Origin of the sequence: Aerococcus sp. UMB7834 (assembly GCF_030215145.1) — a bacterium.
In the GTDB taxonomy this organism is placed as follows: Bacteria; Bacillota; Bacilli; order Lactobacillales; family Aerococcaceae; genus Aerococcus.
Map to the genome: position 1 here is coordinate 1 of NZ_JASOLI010000013.1, position 14,782 is coordinate 14,782.

Genomic DNA, 14,782 nt, shown 5'->3' on the forward strand with positions numbered 1-14,782 from the left:
TCATCAACTCGAAGTTGATGCCCTACACAATTGGTTCGTCTTCTTTGTTCAGTTTTCAAAGGTCTATCTCGTCGCCTTATCGAAGCGACTTAATTAGTATATCATCTTATCCGAAAACTTGTCAAGAACTTTTTAAAAAATTTCGGAAGTTTTTTGAAGATGACCGATCGCTTTGCCAACGCTATGTAAGCGCTAACTTAACGACTCATTTAGTATATCGAAGTCTTTTGGACTTGTCAACACATTTTTTGAAAATGTTTTTAACTTTTTTCTCACCGCTCTCTCAAGCGGATCTCAAGTATATCTCATTTCAGTTTAAAGGTCAAGCCTTTTTACTAAAATAATTAAGTTGCCTTTAGACTGTGCGCCGACAAGCAACTTTGATATAATAACAAGAGAAGTGTTATATTGTCAAGTCTATCAGGGAGGATTTTATGAAAAAAGTTTTTACAGTGCGTCCAGAGCAAAGTGCCAAACAGGTTGGCTCAGGGGAATTAGAGGTTCTTGCTAGCCCTGTCCTCTTGGCTTATATGGAAAATGTTGCTTCTGAAATTTGTTTGAGTCATTGCCAAGGCAGCGAAACGACCGTTGGCATTGAGGTTGACTTCAAACACTTAGCCCCCTCTGCTGTCGGCAGTGAAATTACCATTGATGCTGATATCAAAAAAATTAAAAAGAATGTTATCAGTTTAGTCATTCAAGCAAGTGACCAAAATGGGCAGACAGTCGGGGAAGCTAAGCACAAACGAGCCATTGTTAACACAGAAAAATTTATGGCCAAATTAAAATAGCAAACTTATCGATAGAAAAGGCGCTGATCTCTTCAATAGATCAGCGCCTTTTGATTAGCCTTCCTTCATATAATTAAAGTGGTCCGTATCTTGGAGCTTCTGCACCATGAGGACCCCATCGCCTAGGGGGAGCAGCGAGGTTTTTAATTCAGGGCGCCCCAGACAGGCTTCTAAGAGACGGTTCAACTTAGCATTCATTCCTCGATTTCGCCGGGGCACTTCTTTGGGGTCCTTAAAGATCGTTCCTCCTTGGAAAATATCGTCAATCATGAGGACACCACCTAGTTTGAGCCGGTCTAAGCAGTAGGGAAAGAATTCATAGTACTTGGACTTGGCAGAATCCATAAAGATAAAGTCATAGTTTTTGGTTAATTGAGGCAAGATCTCCGCAGCTTCTCCCTGGAGAATTTGGATCTGATCTTCTAGGCCAAGTTTGCCAATATTCTGCTGGGCTTCCTGGATCATCAGATCGTAGCGATCAATCGTATCTACATGACGGTCGGGATAGCCGTAAGTCATAAGAGAAGCGGAGAAAGCAATAGCTGTACCGATCTCTAAGATTTCTTTTGCCTGGGTCACGCTAAGGAAGAAGTCAAGAAAGACGGCTGTTTCATGGGGGATGATAGGGACCCGGCGTTCATGGGCATCCTCTTCAATGGCCTTGAGCGGAGCCGGAAATTCCGTTTGCCCCTGGCGCATAAAGTCAAGTACCTCTTCCTTGACGATTGCTCGGTCCATCATTTCATTTAACTTGTGCATTCCAATCTTCCTTCCTCAAAAAAAGAGAGTGGGCAAGGCCTGGGCACTCAACCTGCCCGCTTGTCCACCTTCTTTATTAGTCATCTTCTTTGTTTTCATCGTCTTGGCTAGCGTCTTCTGCTAGGCGGGTCACTCGGATGCCACGGATCCGCCCCTCCTCAACAAGTGTAGTTAACAGTTCATAGTTTTCAATTTGTAAATGTTCAGCTGCCCCGTCTTCAGGAAAGTGGCCTAGTTGTTCGATCATATAGCCGGCTATGGTATCCGATTCATCCGATTGAATATCCGTTTGGAAAATCTGATTGAACTTGTAGATAGGTAACATGCCGTCGATCGCATAGTTTGACTCATCCAACTGGCGGTATTCACTATTGGCTTCATCATATTCGTCTTCAATTTCACCAACGATTTCTTCCAACAGGTCTTCTAAAGTAACAATCCCTACCACCCCACCGTACTCATCCTTTAAGATCGCCATATGTTGGTGGTCCTTCTTAAATTGCAGCATGAGGTCATCGATAAAAATCGTTTCTGGAGCAAAATAGGCCGGTTTGATCACATCTTTAATGCGGACTTGGTCGAAGCCCTTCTTGTGGGCCTGGCGCAAGATATCTTTTACATGGACAACACCTAGGATATCATCCTTATCATCTGCAAAAACAGGAACGCGTGAATATTGAGAACTCAGTGTCTCTTGAACATTAAAAGAATCGGGGTCATCAATATCTAACATAAAAGTATCTGTCCGCGGTACCATCACTTCACGAGCCAGCTTGCTATCTAAGGAGAGAACCCCTTGCATCATGCGGAATTCCGTCATATCGATAGCTCCGTCTGTCTGACTGTTCTCAATCAAAGCGCGCATCTCTTCGCGGGTCAAGTGCTCATCCTTCTTAGTGAAGTCAATAGGCACAAGCCGTTTCAATAAATTCGTCGAGGCCGTAAGTAACCAGACAAAAGGTGTAAAGAGGCGCTTCAAGAAAACAATTGCTCCCGAAGCCATCATGCTATATTTCTCGGGGAATTGGATGGCAACTTGTTTAGGAAAAAGTTCACCAAAAACCAAGGAAATATAAGAAAGGACCAGGGTCACCAAGGCTGAAGCTAGAATATCTGCACCTGGCAATTGGCCCAGATAAGGGCGGATATAGCCCACAAAAGTTGTGGCTGCCTGAGCAGAAGAGAAGAAGCCTGCAAAAGTTATTCCCACCTGGATGGTTGATAGAAAGGCATCCGAATCATCAAGCAAGGCTTGAACTCTCTTAGCGGCCTTATTTCCTTGATCAGCTAAACGACCAATCTTTTGGTGGTTGACTGATACAAAAGCCATTTCAGCACCTGCTAAAAAAGCGTTGATCAGCGTCAAAACTAAGATAATTAACAGTTGACTAACAATTGCCGTCTCGGCACCGGGACCTTCCATTTATGACATTACTCCTTTGTTCCATATCTTTAATTTCATTAATGAGAAAATACTCACTATTACTTTCAAGTATAGCTTTTGCCTCCATAAATTGCAAGCACCAGGGCTAAGTTAGGCAGAGCTAAAAAAGAGGAAGCTAATAAGCTCCCTCTCTTTATGCATCGATTTATTGCGCAGGATCTATGCTTTTGTTTTAGCTGGGTTGATACGGTTTTCGTAAACCTCTTTAACATTATAGTAAGTGTCTTCTTTACCACAGAATGAATCCACTGGGTCAACACCCTTGAAGGCTTCTGGCCCTTCTTGTAATTTGTCCATCAAGATTTCTAAGTTGAATGGCTTATCATCGTAAGCATTGATGTAAGTTTGTACTTGAGGCACATCAACAAGGTGGAATGGGTGGTTAACAGATACCATAATGGTTGGAATTTCATTCACATAGAATGGGCTATCTGGTGTCCCCTTAGAAGCTGGCCACGCTACACGTTGAACAGTACCAGCCGCAATCTTAGCTAAGTTAATTACTAAGTCATACTTGTCAGTAAGCTTAGCGATTGGTTGTTTTTGAGCGTAAACGTTAGCAACAGCAGCTGAACGTTCTTCCTTAGGTAACTTCATAATTTTATCTTCAGTTGATTCCCAAACTTCAACATTGAAGCCACGTTTTTCCATGATTTCCTTCATGATATCAGCTGGGGATTCTTTTGAAGCGATCAATTGACCGAAGCCGCCCTTAACACCTTCATTCATTACAAGGAGAACATTCTTGTAACGTTCAGGTGTTACAGGGAAGATATCTTCTTGGTTGTTCTTCACTAAGGTAATGGCTTTATCAGCTACTTCGCGAGCCATTGCTTGGTTTTCTTCAGTGTTGATATGAGCCAAGGCTTCTTCCTTAGGTGCTAATAAGCTCTTAGGATCTTTTTCGTGAAGACCAATTGAAGCTTTCAAGCCAAGGGTACGACGAAGGGCATCTTCTAAACGTTCATCAGTAATTGTTCCGTTTTCATAACCTTCCTTCATCCATTGGAAGTCTTCGTCTGGATCATTAAAGAATAAGAAGAGGTCACAACCAGAAGCAATGGCTGTTGGTAAGATGTCGCGACGTGATAAAGCACCAGTCATCGCTACCATGTGGGAAGCATCTGTGATAACTGCCCCGTTGAAGCCCATCTTGTCTTTGAGTAAGCCAAGGAGGATTTCACGAGAAAGGGTAGCTGGTAACATCGCTTCTGATTCTGAGATGTCAGGGTTAATGGTTTTAGCATAAGATGGTAAGCCAATGTGTCCTGCCATGATAGCGGGTAGACCTGCATCAAAGAGTGAAGAATAAATCTTACCATATGAATTATCCCATTCTTCAGTTGAACAATGGTTGGTTGCGAATGATAAGTGGTGGTCACGTTCGTCATTCCCGTCCCCAGGGAAGTGTTTAGCAGTTGCGATGATGCCTTTTTCAGAGATTCCCTTGAGATAGTTTAGAGAGAAATCAATGACTTTTTGAACATCACTTGACCAGGTACGAACAGAGATAATGGGGTTACGCCAGTTGCTTTGTAAGTCAACGATTGGTGCAAAAGACATGTTACAGCCGATAGCTGCAGCTTCGTCCCCTGCAATCCGTCCCATTTCATAACCATATTTAGGATCGTTAGTAGCGGCTAACTTCACTTCATGTCCAACATAGGTCCCGTCAGTACAAGCACCATCCCCACCTGCTTCTGTATTCGCTGCGATTAAAACAGGAATCTTAGAGTTTTCTTGGAGAATCTTGTTTTGATTGTAGACGGTATCCGCATCAGATTTATTGTAGCGAACCCCTGCGATATGATAAGTATCAAGGACGCTCTTTAAGTAATCTTCTTCTGCGCTAGCCCCCATATTAAAGAATAATTGGCCAATTTTTTCATCAATTGACATGTTTTTGATGGTGTCTTCAACCCATTGAACACCTTTTTCATCTAAATTATAGGGTGCTTTTGTTAAATCGACTTTCTGCATTTTTACTTCTGCCATCGATTGCATCTCTCCTTTCATTAAGTCCACATGATATTATAAAGGCTTATGACCTTTATTTTATTATAGCAAAGTTCTTAGAAAATGTAAGGGGTTAACACTTGAATCAGGGGTCTAAGTCTTAAAAAGCCTTTTTAAAGTCTGTTTTGTGGTACATTTTTGGTTTTTCAATAAGAAAAAGGGGCTTTTAGATTAAATTTTTCTATTCTTAGCTCCAATAAAACTTAAATCCTTCTCATTATCTGAGGGGGTGTGTTATACTTGTATACGGTCAACAGAAAGGATGGTATCCTAGCAATGAATATCTCATCTTTTACCATTCAAAAGAAAGATGTGGTTTATGTTACGGCATCTACAACGATGCGTGATGCCTTGATTATTTTAGAAGATCACCAATTCCGCTGCATTCCCATCCTAGATGACAATGAGAAGATTTTTAGAGGTAATATCTACCGCTCACATCTCTATCAAAGGCTAGCGGAGGGCCAATCACTCGACGAACCGGTCACCCTCCTGCTCAAGAACGCCACCAAATATGTGAGTGTGGACAGTTCCTTCTACCGTGTGCTCTTTAATATCCGTGACTTGCCTTATATCGCAGTTCTCGACCAGGACAACCGCTTTTTCGGCTTGCTCACCCACCATCAATTCGAGCGCATGCTCAGTCATTCTTGGAAGTTAAATGACAGCAGCTATATCTTAACCGTTACGGTTCCTCAAGAATCAAGGGGGACCATGTCCAAGGTGACGAAGATTATTAGCCGGGTCTGCTCGATCAATAGCATGATTACTTTGACCGATCTCGAAGACCCCAGCCTCTGCCACCTGACATTCTTCCTTTCCGATACTTGTTCTTATCCTGAACTTCAAAAAATTGTTGCCCGGCTCAAACGTCGCGGCTTAAGAAATATTGGCCTTGAAGAACCAGATAAACTTTTCGAGTATAAAATGGGAAGCCTATAAGAGGTCTGGCGCCTGCGACAACAGTCGATACTGGCCGCCAGCCAATCCATCAAAAATCCCGCCAGCTTGCTAGCTAGCGGGATTTTTGATTTGCATTTTATTTTTTAGCGTAGTTAAAGGCATCATAGTAAGCTTTGAGGTCATCGCCTTCAAGGACAATCTGCTTAGGATCAACATCCTTGCCATAAACGGGCAGGCAGGTCTTGTCATAAGCCTTGGTGAAGAAGTGGTCTTGACCTAAACGGACAATCAAGTCATCCAAGTAATCTTTTAATTCCTGATTTCCTTTTTGAACAGCTGGGGCAATGGTATCTTCTTGCCCAAGGGATTCAATGCCTACTTTGAAGCCTGGATTTTCATTGGCCCAGGCCAGGACTTCTGTGTTATCCGTGGAGAAGGCGTCACCCCGGCCATCTCTTAGGGCATCATAAGCTTCTTGGTAGGCATCATACTTGTCGATATTTTTGATGTCAGGAGCTTCTTTTTGGAAGTAGTTCTCTGCTGTTGTGCCCTTCACCAGAATTAACTTTTTATCCTTGAGCTGGTTGATATCGGTGACTAGGCCCTTCTCTGGTGAAACGACCCCGATAGCTACCTTCATGTAAGGGAGGGCGAAGTCCACTTGCTCGCGGCGCTCGTCGGTCACTGTGAAGTTGGCCAGGGTGATATCAACTTTCCCGGACTTCAAGAATTCAGCCCGGCTAGCTGCATCCATGGGGACAAACTCTACCTTGTCGGCACTCCCTAAGAGGTCTTCCCCAATTTTCTTAGCGAGTTCGATATCATAACCCTGGGGCTGGCCTTTATCATCAACATAGCCAAAGGGCATCTTATCCGCAAAGACACCGATGCGGATTTTGCCTGAGTCCTTAATCTCCGCTAGACTGCGGGCCGCTGCCTGCTTGCCGGCCGTCGCTGCAGGATCTTTGTCTGTTTGCTGGCCAGATTGACAAGCGGTAAGGAATAAAGCTACTAGTGCTAAGAGCGCGAATATTTTTTTCTTCATTTTCTTTTCTCCTTTTATCGGTCAAATGTTAAACGGTCTAAAAATTGCTGGGCACGCCGGGTCGTGGGCGCCTGGAAGAAGGCTTGGGGGTCGTGACTGCTCTCGACAATCTCTCCCCCATCGAAGAAGAGCAATTGGTCAGCCACTGCTTGGGCAAAGGCCATTTCATGGGTCACAATCACCATCGTCAGGCCCTCTTTGGCGAGCTCTAAAACGACATCTAAGACCTCTCGGACCAACTCAGGGTCCAGGGCAGCAGTGATTTCATCCAACAAAAGCGCTTTTGGATGCATCATCAAAGCCCGGACAATCGCTACCCGCTGCTTCTGTCCGCCAGAAAGCTGGCGGGGATAGGCTGTTGCCTTGTCCTCCAGCCCAACCTTGGCTAAGAGCTCACGGGCCTCCGCTTCAGCCTCTAGCCGGTCACGCTGCTGGACCTTGCAGGGAGCCAGGGTCAGATTATCAATAACGGATAGATGGGGGAAGAGGTCATAGGATTGAAAGACCATCCCCACCTGTTCTCTCAGCGCTCGGATCTCACTTTCCGACTGGCCCATGGGCTGGCCATTAAAGCGGATCTCACCGGCATCGATCACTTCGAGGGCATTGAGACAGCGCAGGAAGGTCGATTTGCCACAGCCTGAAGGCCCAATGATGACCGTCACCTCTCCCCGCTCAACAGCTAAGGAGATGCCCTTGAGCACCTCAGTCTGTCCATCATAGGATTTGTATAAATTATCAACTTCAATCAATAAGTCTGCCATTAGCGGCCTCCTTCTTGCATCTTATTTTCTAAATATTGACTGATCTTTGAGAAAGGATAGCAGGCCGCAAAATATAAGAAGAAAATTGCCCCATAAATCCAGATGGCCCCATCCGGATAATCGAAGCGGTTCATATCAATAATCTGCTTACCCACTGCGATCACTTCAACCACCCCAACGAGAACCACAATAGCTGTCGTCTTAATCATCCGGGTCATCAGACTCGTGATGGAAGGAAGGAGGCGGCGGATGATCTGCGGCATAATAATATAGCGGTAGATTTGGCTACGACTCAAAGCCAGGGCCAAGCCGCTCTCCGTCTGTTGCCTGGGCAGGGCCTCGATCGCTGACCGCACCAGTTCTGCCAATTCCGCAGTTCCCCAGAAAGTAAAGGCGAGGATTGCCGCTCCCTCAGCAGAGAAATTCAAATTCAAATGCTTAGCTGCTCCGAAATAGACCAAGAAAACTAAGACCAATTGCGGCATCACGCGGAAAAATTCGACATAAACCCGCAAGATGGCTTTGATGACCCGGTAGCGGCTCGTCATCAGGACGCCTAAGAAGAGCCCCAGGACTAAGGAGCAGCCCATGGAAACCAGGGCCAATTTGACCGTCACCCAAAGTCCTTCTAGTAAACGTAGGAAATTATTCCCTTCAAAGAGAATTTCTAGACCTGAATTAGCCATGCTGGAGCCTCCTTTCTAGGGCATGTCCCAGAAGCGAGAGCGGCAAGAGCAAGGCGGTGTAGGCCAGAACTAGAAGCAGAAGGGCCTCGTCTGTCTTGTAATAGAGGCCAATATGCTCCTTGGCCACATACATAAGATCCGCCAGAGCCACAATACTGAACATGGAGGTTTCCTTAATCAGAAAGACCACATTCGTCATAAGGGCCGGTACCGAAGTCGCCAAGGCTTGGGGCAAAACGACATAGCGGAAGGTTTGCTGGCGAGTCAAGGCCAGGCTGTAGGCTCCTTCCAACTGACTCTCAGGAACCGCCTCGAGGCCTGAGCGAAAAGCTTCAGCCATGTAAGAAGATCCCAAGAAAGTTAAGCCGACAATTGCACAGACAGAAGATGGCCAGACCACACCGAGTTTGGGTAAGGCATAATACAAAAAGAACAGCTGGATGACCAAGGGGGTATTCCGGGACAGTTCGATATAAATTTGGACGAGGTAAGTTAGGACAGGCAGGCGCCAATAGCGGACCAAAGCACAAGCTAGGCCACAAATCAGCGACAGGACAACACCCAGTCCACCCAGGGCAAAAGTAAGCCCTGCTGCTTTGAGGTATTCCGGTAAGACCGCCCCTATGAATTCCCAATCCATTCCCTCACTCCTTTCAATCACTTATTTTTTACAAGCTAAATCATAGCCGGTCCCCCCAGCTCCTGTCAATTCCAAGTCAAAGACGGTCTGGCCTATTAGGCAAAGCAAAAATAGCCTAAAAGCTTACTATTCTTGCATTTTTTAGCTAGCTGATAGGAAGAGCCGATAACCAACGATATGGAAAAGATAAAACTTAAGCCAAAAATATAAACAAATAAGAACAAAATAAATACAAAAAAACTATCTCAGAACTACTTAAATTGACGAGTTCTGAGATAGTTTTACTCTAGAGAGATCTGTGCCCCTTTAGTTAAAGTAAGGCTTCCTTAGTCTGCGGATCGAAATAAGATAAGGCCCTCGGATCTTTAATCTGTAAGGAATAGGCTTGGCCAACTTCCAATGGGGCTTGGCTGTCTGTCTTCACACAAAGCCGACCCTCTTCCCCTTCCAGATAGAGATAGCGCTCGCTACCTAGGTTCTCGACCAAAGTCAAGCGATGACTTGCTCCCGCCACGACTTCAAGATTCTCAGGCCGGGCGCCCAAAAGACAAGTCTCCTGGCTTAATTGGCCAGGTGTCGTATAGGCCTGCCCCCATAAATTTAAGACCTGGTCATCCAAGACAGTCGGAAATATATTCATCTGTGGCGAGCCTAGGAATTCGGCGACAAAGCAATTGGCAGGAGCTTGGTAGAGCTCGTCCGGACGGCCCAACTGTTGGATGCGACCATCACGCATAACGACAATGCGGTCCCCCATGGTCATGGCTTCCGTCTGGTCGTGGGTCACATAAAGCATGGTCGCTCCCAGTTCCTGTTGGATGCGCGAAATCTCATAGCGCATCTGCACCCTCAGCTTAGCATCCAAGTTGGATAAGGGCTCATCCAGCAAGAAGACATTAGGTTCTCTCACAATCGCGCGTCCCAAGGCTACCCGCTGCCTTTGCCCACCCGACAACTGGCTGGGCTTGCGGTCCAGCAAGTCGGCCAAGTCCAATTTTTGGGCCACTTCTTCAACCCGGCGGTCAATTACTGCAGGCTTTTCCTTTCTTAATTTCAAAGAAAAGCCAAGGTTCTGACGCACATTGAGATGGGGGTAGAGAGCATAATTCTGGAAGACCATGGCCACATTCCGGTCTTTAGGGTCGATGTCGTTGACAACCTGCCCATCGATCAAGATCTCCCCTTCAGACAAGCTTTCTAACCCAGCTAAAAGCCGCATCAAAGTCGACTTGCCACAACCCGATGGCCCCACCAAAACGAGGAGTTCACCGTCATTAATCTTAAGGTTAAAGTCTCGGACGGCGGCTTGCCCTTCAACATAGCGTTTAGTGACTCCTTTAAATTCAATACTTGCCATTTCTTTCCTCCTTAATCATGGGGCGGTAAGCGAGACCTGCCCCTAAAATATCTGCTCCTGACCGAGCTAGCCCCTGCAAACGCGAGCCTTGGTAGACAGTGGGTGCTTGGTCTAAAATGCGAGCCCTTGCCATATCCGGCCAATCCGTACTTGCCAGCAGGTGAAAGAAGGAAGCAAACTGGCGAATACGGCTTCCTTCACCGAGCACTTGCCATAAGCCTGGGTACAAGAGCCAGGAAAAACAACTAAAAGCTTGATAGGCTTCACCAGGGAAATGCTGGCTAAAAAAAGCTTCTGCCTGGTCAAAGGAGGCCTGGCAATTGGCCAAGCTGAGCTCACTCCCCTCCATGATATGAACCGCTAATAAGGGGGTTCCCTCTGGCCAAAAAGCCAAGTCCTCTTCTGGCAGGTGGTAGTAGTCTGGGGCATTCATCCAGTGAGTCCGCTCAAATTGCAAAGTCCCTAACTTGAAGATCTTTAAATCAAAAATGCGCAGCAACCACTGGCCATCATCTGCAGTCAACCCTAAAGTCCCATGGGCTTCATAATAGAGGCACTCACGCAAGTACAAATCGTCCAAACTAGCTTGTAAAACACCCAAGGGAAGCCCCTGGGACTTGTAGCGTTCAGCAGCTTGGGGAAGTAAGAGAAAGAGACTGGCTAAGCGCTGGCTCGGCTCTAAGCGCTGGATCATAGCTAGCCGCTGGTCACCAACTTCGGGCCAAGTATCTGCTAAAACATCCTGAGCCCTCTGCCAATCTTTTGCCCCTAGCTGACTCACTAGGTCCTTCCAAAGGCTAAAATGCGGCTGGCCTGCATCCAATAAGGCAAGAATTTCTTCATCACTAGGCATCATTTCACTCATCCTTTCACTGCTCCTGCCATTAAACCCGAAATTAAATGCCGTCTAAATACCAAAGCCAGGAGGGCAGGTGGCACAATCGCAAAGACACCTGCTGTTGCAACGAGACCATAATGAATGGAATCACGGGTCATAAACTCCGACATCACCAGCGTCATCAGCTTGGTCTCCTGGGAACTGGTTAAAATCATAGGAATTTGATACTGGCTCCAAGACATCAGGACCAGCATCAGAAAAGCTGTAATTAAAATAGGTTTAGCATTGGGCAATATCACCTTAGTAAAGGCCTGCCATTCCGTACAACCATCCGTTCGAGCTGCTTCCCAGAGTTCTTTAGGGATAGCCCTAAAATAAGACTGGACCATCCAAGTCGTCACCGGCAAGAAGGCGGAAACATAGACAATGGCTACCCAAAAGCTCTGGTCCAACCAGCCCCTCTCCGCAAACATGGCATAGAGGGGGATAATCGTGGTAAAGACCGGAATCACAATGGTGAAGAGCAAGAAATACAGGACAAACTTCCGCCCTCTAAAGTCCTGGCGCACAAAAACATAGGCAGAAGCTACCGCTATCGGCAAGGCCAGAATAACAGTCACCAAGGCCATCTTCAAAGAATTCCCCAAGCCCCGCATCACAGTTTCATGGGCTGAGCTATGGGGATCGAGAACTAGCTGGTAATTGCTGAAGTCAATCTGACTCGGCAACAAGTGGGGCGTCGCTGCTAGCACTTCCTTTTCCGGTGTCAGGGTCAAAATCACTGTCCAGAGCAGGGGGCCCAGGCTAAAGATCAAAAATATTCCTACCATGAGCCAATAGAGCATACGGCTCGACCGACGTTCTTTCATTCCTACTACCTCCTATATCTTTTCTGCCATTTTATGAATATAAACAAAGGCTAAGATGCCCGATAGAATCGTAATCACATAAGTAATCGCAGAGCCAAAACCAAAGTTCAAGAATGAAAAGGTGTTCATGTAATTATAAACTAAGAGGGTTTGGGTCTCGTAGCGATAACCAGCTAGGGCTACAATTTCATCAAAGACGTTTAAGGCCGCCATGGTCATTTGGATCAAGGCCAGACCAATGGAGGGCCAAATAAGAGGCAGGGTGACCATGCGGAAATCCTGCCAGGCTGTGGACCCGTCCACTCGGGCTGCCTCATAGAGCTCGCGGGGGATAGTCTGCAAGTTAGCCAAGATAAGCAAGGCACAGAAAGGGATCACCCGCCAAGCCACAACCAAGGCAGCAATCATCATGAGCATCCAGCGATTGGCCGTCCAAGCAATGGGTTGGTCAATCAGTTGCAAGTTTATCAATAGCTTGTTTAAAAAACCGTAGCCTGGATAAAAGATAAAATTCCATATAATCCCATTAACAATTGGGGGTAGAGCCCAAGGGATAATCGCAATCGCCGTCAATACTGGCGTTATCACATGTCGGCGGTTGAGCATCAGGGCAATGGCTAAGCTCATGATCAAACCAATAACCAGGACAAAAATTAAAACCAGCAAGGAATTGATGAGAGCCTGGTAAAAGTCCGAAGACTGTAAAACGGTCAGGTAATTCTCTAAGCCCACAAAACGCACATTACCGGGCTCAGTTAATTTTAAGCGGTAGAAACTATAGACCAAGGTCCGGCAAATGGGGTAGACCACAAAGACCAGCATGATCACGAGCATGGGGCTCAGTAGCAACCAAGGTTTGAAGCGTTTAAACATCATAGATCTCCTTCAAAGCTTAACAAAAAAGAGGCTGGTTCGATTGTCCAGCCTCCGACAAAGCAGATTCATTAGATTCTTTACCAAATCGTATTGGCGAGCATCCGTTTCGCTTTTGAATTTGGCCCTTGAAGAGCTATGGCATCGGTTCGGGCCAAGGTCCCTCACCTAGCGAGCTTCAAACGGCTAGTACGGCCCCAAAAGCAAGTCCTACTAGCCGTAATTCACATCTAGTCGGGTTCGGCCTAGCAGAAATAGCTCCTCTTCACAAAGATCCACCGAAGACTTACAGTCTTCTCTTGCTCTTTGCTCCAGAGGTCTATTTCTCCCGCTAGCCCTCGCACCCTTGGCTTGCTTTTTCATGACTAAGGGCCAACTTCAAAGCTCCACTCCTGCTCAAAACAAGCTGATATAAAAATGATTCTTTAATAAATCGCTAGTTACCAACACTAAAAGTAGAAAATTCCTAATTAGGCATTTGTCTCGACGATGGCGTTTACTTTTTCTGTCATTTGGTCAGCGGCTTCTTCTGGTGTTAACTTCCCGTTAGCCATTTCGCTAATGGTATTGAAGATTTCTGTACTCATTTCTGTATAGTATTTAGGCACGCCGTTAGGGAAAGGTGAGCCGACCATATCAGCAAGCTGCAACATTTCCTCTGATTCACGGATTTGCCCGTCTGATACGACCGCTTGTAAGGCAGACTTGCGAGTAGGCAGGATTTCAACTTCTTTAAAGAGTTCTTTTTGGGTTTCCTCAGAAGTGTACCAGTCGACGAATTTCTTCGCAGCTTCAGGATTTTCGCTATATGGGGAGACACCAACTGCTTCAACAAAGGAAACGGTCCGGTTTGATGGGCCATCCTTACCAGGAAGGGGCACTACCTCTACCTCGCCTTGGACAGCTGAGTCTTTCTCCGAATCCACGCGAATGGCATAGAAGGAAGGTGCAACCGCATAAGAGGCTTCCCCCTTCTTGATGAGGTCATACTTGCCTTCATTGGTCGTCCGATAGGCAGGGTCCACTAATTCTTTTTGGTTGAGCTCATCCATGATCTTCAAGGTTTCCAAGGCATTATCCCGGTTGAGAGTATTGTCCTTATTGAAGACTTCGCCTGTCAGCGCATAATTAATAGTCAAGAAAGAAGTGGTTGTATTCTCGTCTGCAGCCATGGGAAGAGCCACCGGATATTTAACCACTCCTTGGTCCTTAATCTGCTCAGCTGCTTGGACCACATCCTGCCAGGTCTGAGGCGCCTGGTCTAGGCCGGCTTGGTTAAATTGTTTCTGGTTCATGTAAGACATCCGGTACTCGTTGGAATAAGGGATGGCATAGTAGTCGGTCCCTACTTGGAAGGTCTTCAGTGAAGGGATATCTTTGACGGTCGCTTCATCAACTTCCAGGGGAGCCAACCAACCGGCTTCTTTGAATTCTCCTACCCAGGACCAGTCCACTTCGAAGACATCGGCTGCGGCCTTCTTCCCTACAGCAGCAGTTGAAATCTTATCGCGGATATCATCCCAAGAAGTTGGCATAACATTAACCTTAATGCCTGTCTCATTTTCAAAGTCTTTGAGCATCTCGTCACTCGGTTGGCCGTATTCTGGAATCATAAAAGAAATTTCTTGTTTTTCGCCGTTTCCAGCTGCTTCTTCGCTCTGGGGATCGGTATTATCCTGGGCACTCGACGATTCTTCCCCGGTCCCCATGCCCGCATTAGAACAGCCAGCCAAGAAGGCCAGGAGTAGAGACGTTGAGGCTAAGTATTTAAAAGGTTTTTTCATGGTTTTTCCTCCA

Annotated in this window: 14 protein-coding genes; 2 read left to right on the plus strand and 12 right to left on the minus strand. The window is 46.2% G+C overall.

What is annotated here, in order from left to right:
- The first annotated feature begins 434 nt into the window (after positions 1–434).
- Positions 435–791, plus strand: coding sequence for a thioesterase family protein (locus QP339_RS09090; protein ID WP_067973186.1), 357 nt, complete (start codon positions 435–437; stop codon positions 789–791).
- Between the two features lie 54 nt (positions 792–845).
- On the opposite strand, the gene QP339_RS09095 is transcribed toward QP339_RS09090, so the two are convergent.
- The 3 genes from QP339_RS09095 to QP339_RS09105 all read right to left on the minus strand — a co-directional run bounded on the left by QP339_RS09095 (position 846) and on the right by QP339_RS09105 (position 4,974).
- Entirely contained in the window at positions 846–1,550 is a 705-nt protein-coding gene (locus QP339_RS09095) for an O-methyltransferase (RefSeq protein WP_284911249.1), read from the minus strand.
- Between the two features lie 76 nt (positions 1,551–1,626).
- Positions 1,627–2,973 (minus strand): hemolysin family protein, encoded by a 1,347-nt coding sequence (locus QP339_RS09100; RefSeq protein WP_284911250.1) that lies wholly within the window; start codon positions 2,971–2,973, stop codon positions 1,627–1,629.
- 180 nt (positions 2,974–3,153) lie between these two features.
- The gene (locus QP339_RS09105) at positions 3,154–4,974 is read right to left on the minus strand and encodes a glycoside hydrolase family 3 protein (RefSeq protein ID WP_070618386.1); all 1,821 of its coding nucleotides are present in this window, start codon (positions 4,972–4,974) and stop codon (positions 3,154–3,156) included.
- A 276-nt stretch (positions 4,975–5,250) separates the two neighbouring features.
- Here QP339_RS09105 and cbpA point away from each other — a divergent pair, with 276 nt between their 5' ends.
- Entirely contained in the window at positions 5,251–5,952 is a 702-nt protein-coding gene (gene cbpA / locus QP339_RS09110; RefSeq protein ID WP_246818924.1) for a cyclic di-AMP binding protein CbpA, read from the plus strand.
- A 97-nt stretch (positions 5,953–6,049) separates the two neighbouring features.
- Here the strand turns inward: cbpA and QP339_RS09115 are convergent, their stop codons facing one another.
- The 9 genes from QP339_RS09115 to QP339_RS09155 all read right to left on the minus strand — a co-directional run bounded on the left by QP339_RS09115 (position 6,050) and on the right by QP339_RS09155 (position 14,769).
- Positions 6,050–6,958 (minus strand): cysteine ABC transporter substrate-binding protein, encoded by a 909-nt coding sequence (locus QP339_RS09115; protein WP_284911251.1) that lies wholly within the window; start codon positions 6,956–6,958, stop codon positions 6,050–6,052.
- Between the two features lie 14 nt (positions 6,959–6,972).
- The gene (locus QP339_RS09120; protein ID WP_284911252.1) at positions 6,973–7,722 is read right to left on the minus strand and encodes an amino acid ABC transporter ATP-binding protein; all 750 of its coding nucleotides are present in this window, start codon (positions 7,720–7,722) and stop codon (positions 6,973–6,975) included.
- On the minus strand, positions 7,722–8,408 hold the full coding sequence (locus tag QP339_RS09125; protein WP_284911253.1) for an amino acid ABC transporter permease: 687 nt from the start codon (positions 8,406–8,408) through the stop codon (positions 7,722–7,724). The genes QP339_RS09120 and QP339_RS09125 overlap by 1 nt, the downstream gene beginning before the upstream one ends.
- A complete protein-coding gene (locus tag QP339_RS09130) occupies positions 8,401–9,048 on the minus strand; it encodes an amino acid ABC transporter permease (protein ID WP_284911254.1) in 648 nt (215 codons plus the stop codon). Before QP339_RS09130 ends, QP339_RS09125 begins: the two co-directional genes overlap by 8 nt.
- A gap of 310 nt (positions 9,049–9,358) precedes the next feature.
- Positions 9,359–10,405 (minus strand): ABC transporter ATP-binding protein, encoded by a 1,047-nt coding sequence (locus QP339_RS09135; RefSeq protein WP_284911255.1) that lies wholly within the window; start codon positions 10,403–10,405, stop codon positions 9,359–9,361.
- Positions 10,392–11,270, minus strand: coding sequence for a hypothetical protein (locus QP339_RS09140; RefSeq protein ID WP_284911256.1), 879 nt, complete (start codon positions 11,268–11,270; stop codon positions 10,392–10,394). The genes QP339_RS09135 and QP339_RS09140 overlap by 14 nt, the downstream gene beginning before the upstream one ends.
- Positions 11,267–12,112 carry a carbohydrate ABC transporter permease gene (locus tag QP339_RS09145; protein ID WP_284911257.1) on the minus strand — a complete coding sequence of 282 codons (846 nt, stop codon included), beginning with the start codon at positions 12,110–12,112 and terminating at the stop codon, positions 11,267–11,269. The genes QP339_RS09140 and QP339_RS09145 overlap by 4 nt, the downstream gene beginning before the upstream one ends.
- A 12-nt stretch (positions 12,113–12,124) precedes the next feature.
- Complete coding sequence (locus tag QP339_RS09150; protein ID WP_284911258.1) at positions 12,125–12,985, minus strand: carbohydrate ABC transporter permease; 861 nt, start codon at positions 12,983–12,985, stop codon at positions 12,125–12,127.
- 470 nt (positions 12,986–13,455) lie between these two features.
- Entirely contained in the window at positions 13,456–14,769 is a 1,314-nt protein-coding gene (locus QP339_RS09155) for a sugar ABC transporter substrate-binding protein (RefSeq protein WP_284911259.1), read from the minus strand.
- Positions 14,770–14,782 lie beyond the last annotated feature (13 nt).

Coding starts and splice junctions, on each gene's coding strand:
- QP339_RS09090 (WP_067973186.1), top strand. CDS start 435: ATGAAAAAAGTTTTTACAGTGCGTCCAGAGCAAAGTGCCAAACAGGTT.
- QP339_RS09095 (WP_284911249.1), bottom strand. CDS start 1,550: ATGCACAAGTTAAATGAAATGATGGACCGAGCAATCGTCAAGGAAGAG.
- QP339_RS09100 (WP_284911250.1), bottom strand. CDS start 2,973: ATGGAAGGTCCCGGTGCCGAGACGGCAATTGTTAGTCAACTGTTAATT.
- QP339_RS09105 (WP_070618386.1), bottom strand. CDS start 4,974: ATGCAGAAAGTCGATTTAACAAAAGCACCCTATAATTTAGATGAAAAA.
- QP339_RS09115 (WP_284911251.1), bottom strand. CDS start 6,958: ATGAAGAAAAAAATATTCGCGCTCTTAGCACTAGTAGCTTTATTCCTT.
- QP339_RS09120 (WP_284911252.1), bottom strand. CDS start 7,722: ATGGCAGACTTATTGATTGAAGTTGATAATTTATACAAATCCTATGAT.
- QP339_RS09125 (WP_284911253.1), bottom strand. CDS start 8,408: ATGGCTAATTCAGGTCTAGAAATTCTCTTTGAAGGGAATAATTTCCTA.
- QP339_RS09130 (WP_284911254.1), bottom strand. CDS start 9,048: ATGGATTGGGAATTCATAGGGGCGGTCTTACCGGAATACCTCAAAGCA.
- QP339_RS09135 (WP_284911255.1), bottom strand. CDS start 10,405: ATGGCAAGTATTGAATTTAAAGGAGTCACTAAACGCTATGTTGAAGGG.
- QP339_RS09140 (WP_284911256.1), bottom strand. CDS start 11,270: ATGAGTGAAATGATGCCTAGTGATGAAGAAATTCTTGCCTTATTGGAT.
- QP339_RS09145 (WP_284911257.1), bottom strand. CDS start 12,112: ATGAAAGAACGTCGGTCGAGCCGTATGCTCTATTGGCTCATGGTAGGA.
- QP339_RS09150 (WP_284911258.1), bottom strand. CDS start 12,985: ATGTTTAAACGCTTCAAACCTTGGTTGCTACTGAGCCCCATGCTCGTG.
- QP339_RS09155 (WP_284911259.1), bottom strand. CDS start 14,769: ATGAAAAAACCTTTTAAATACTTAGCCTCAACGTCTCTACTCCTGGCC.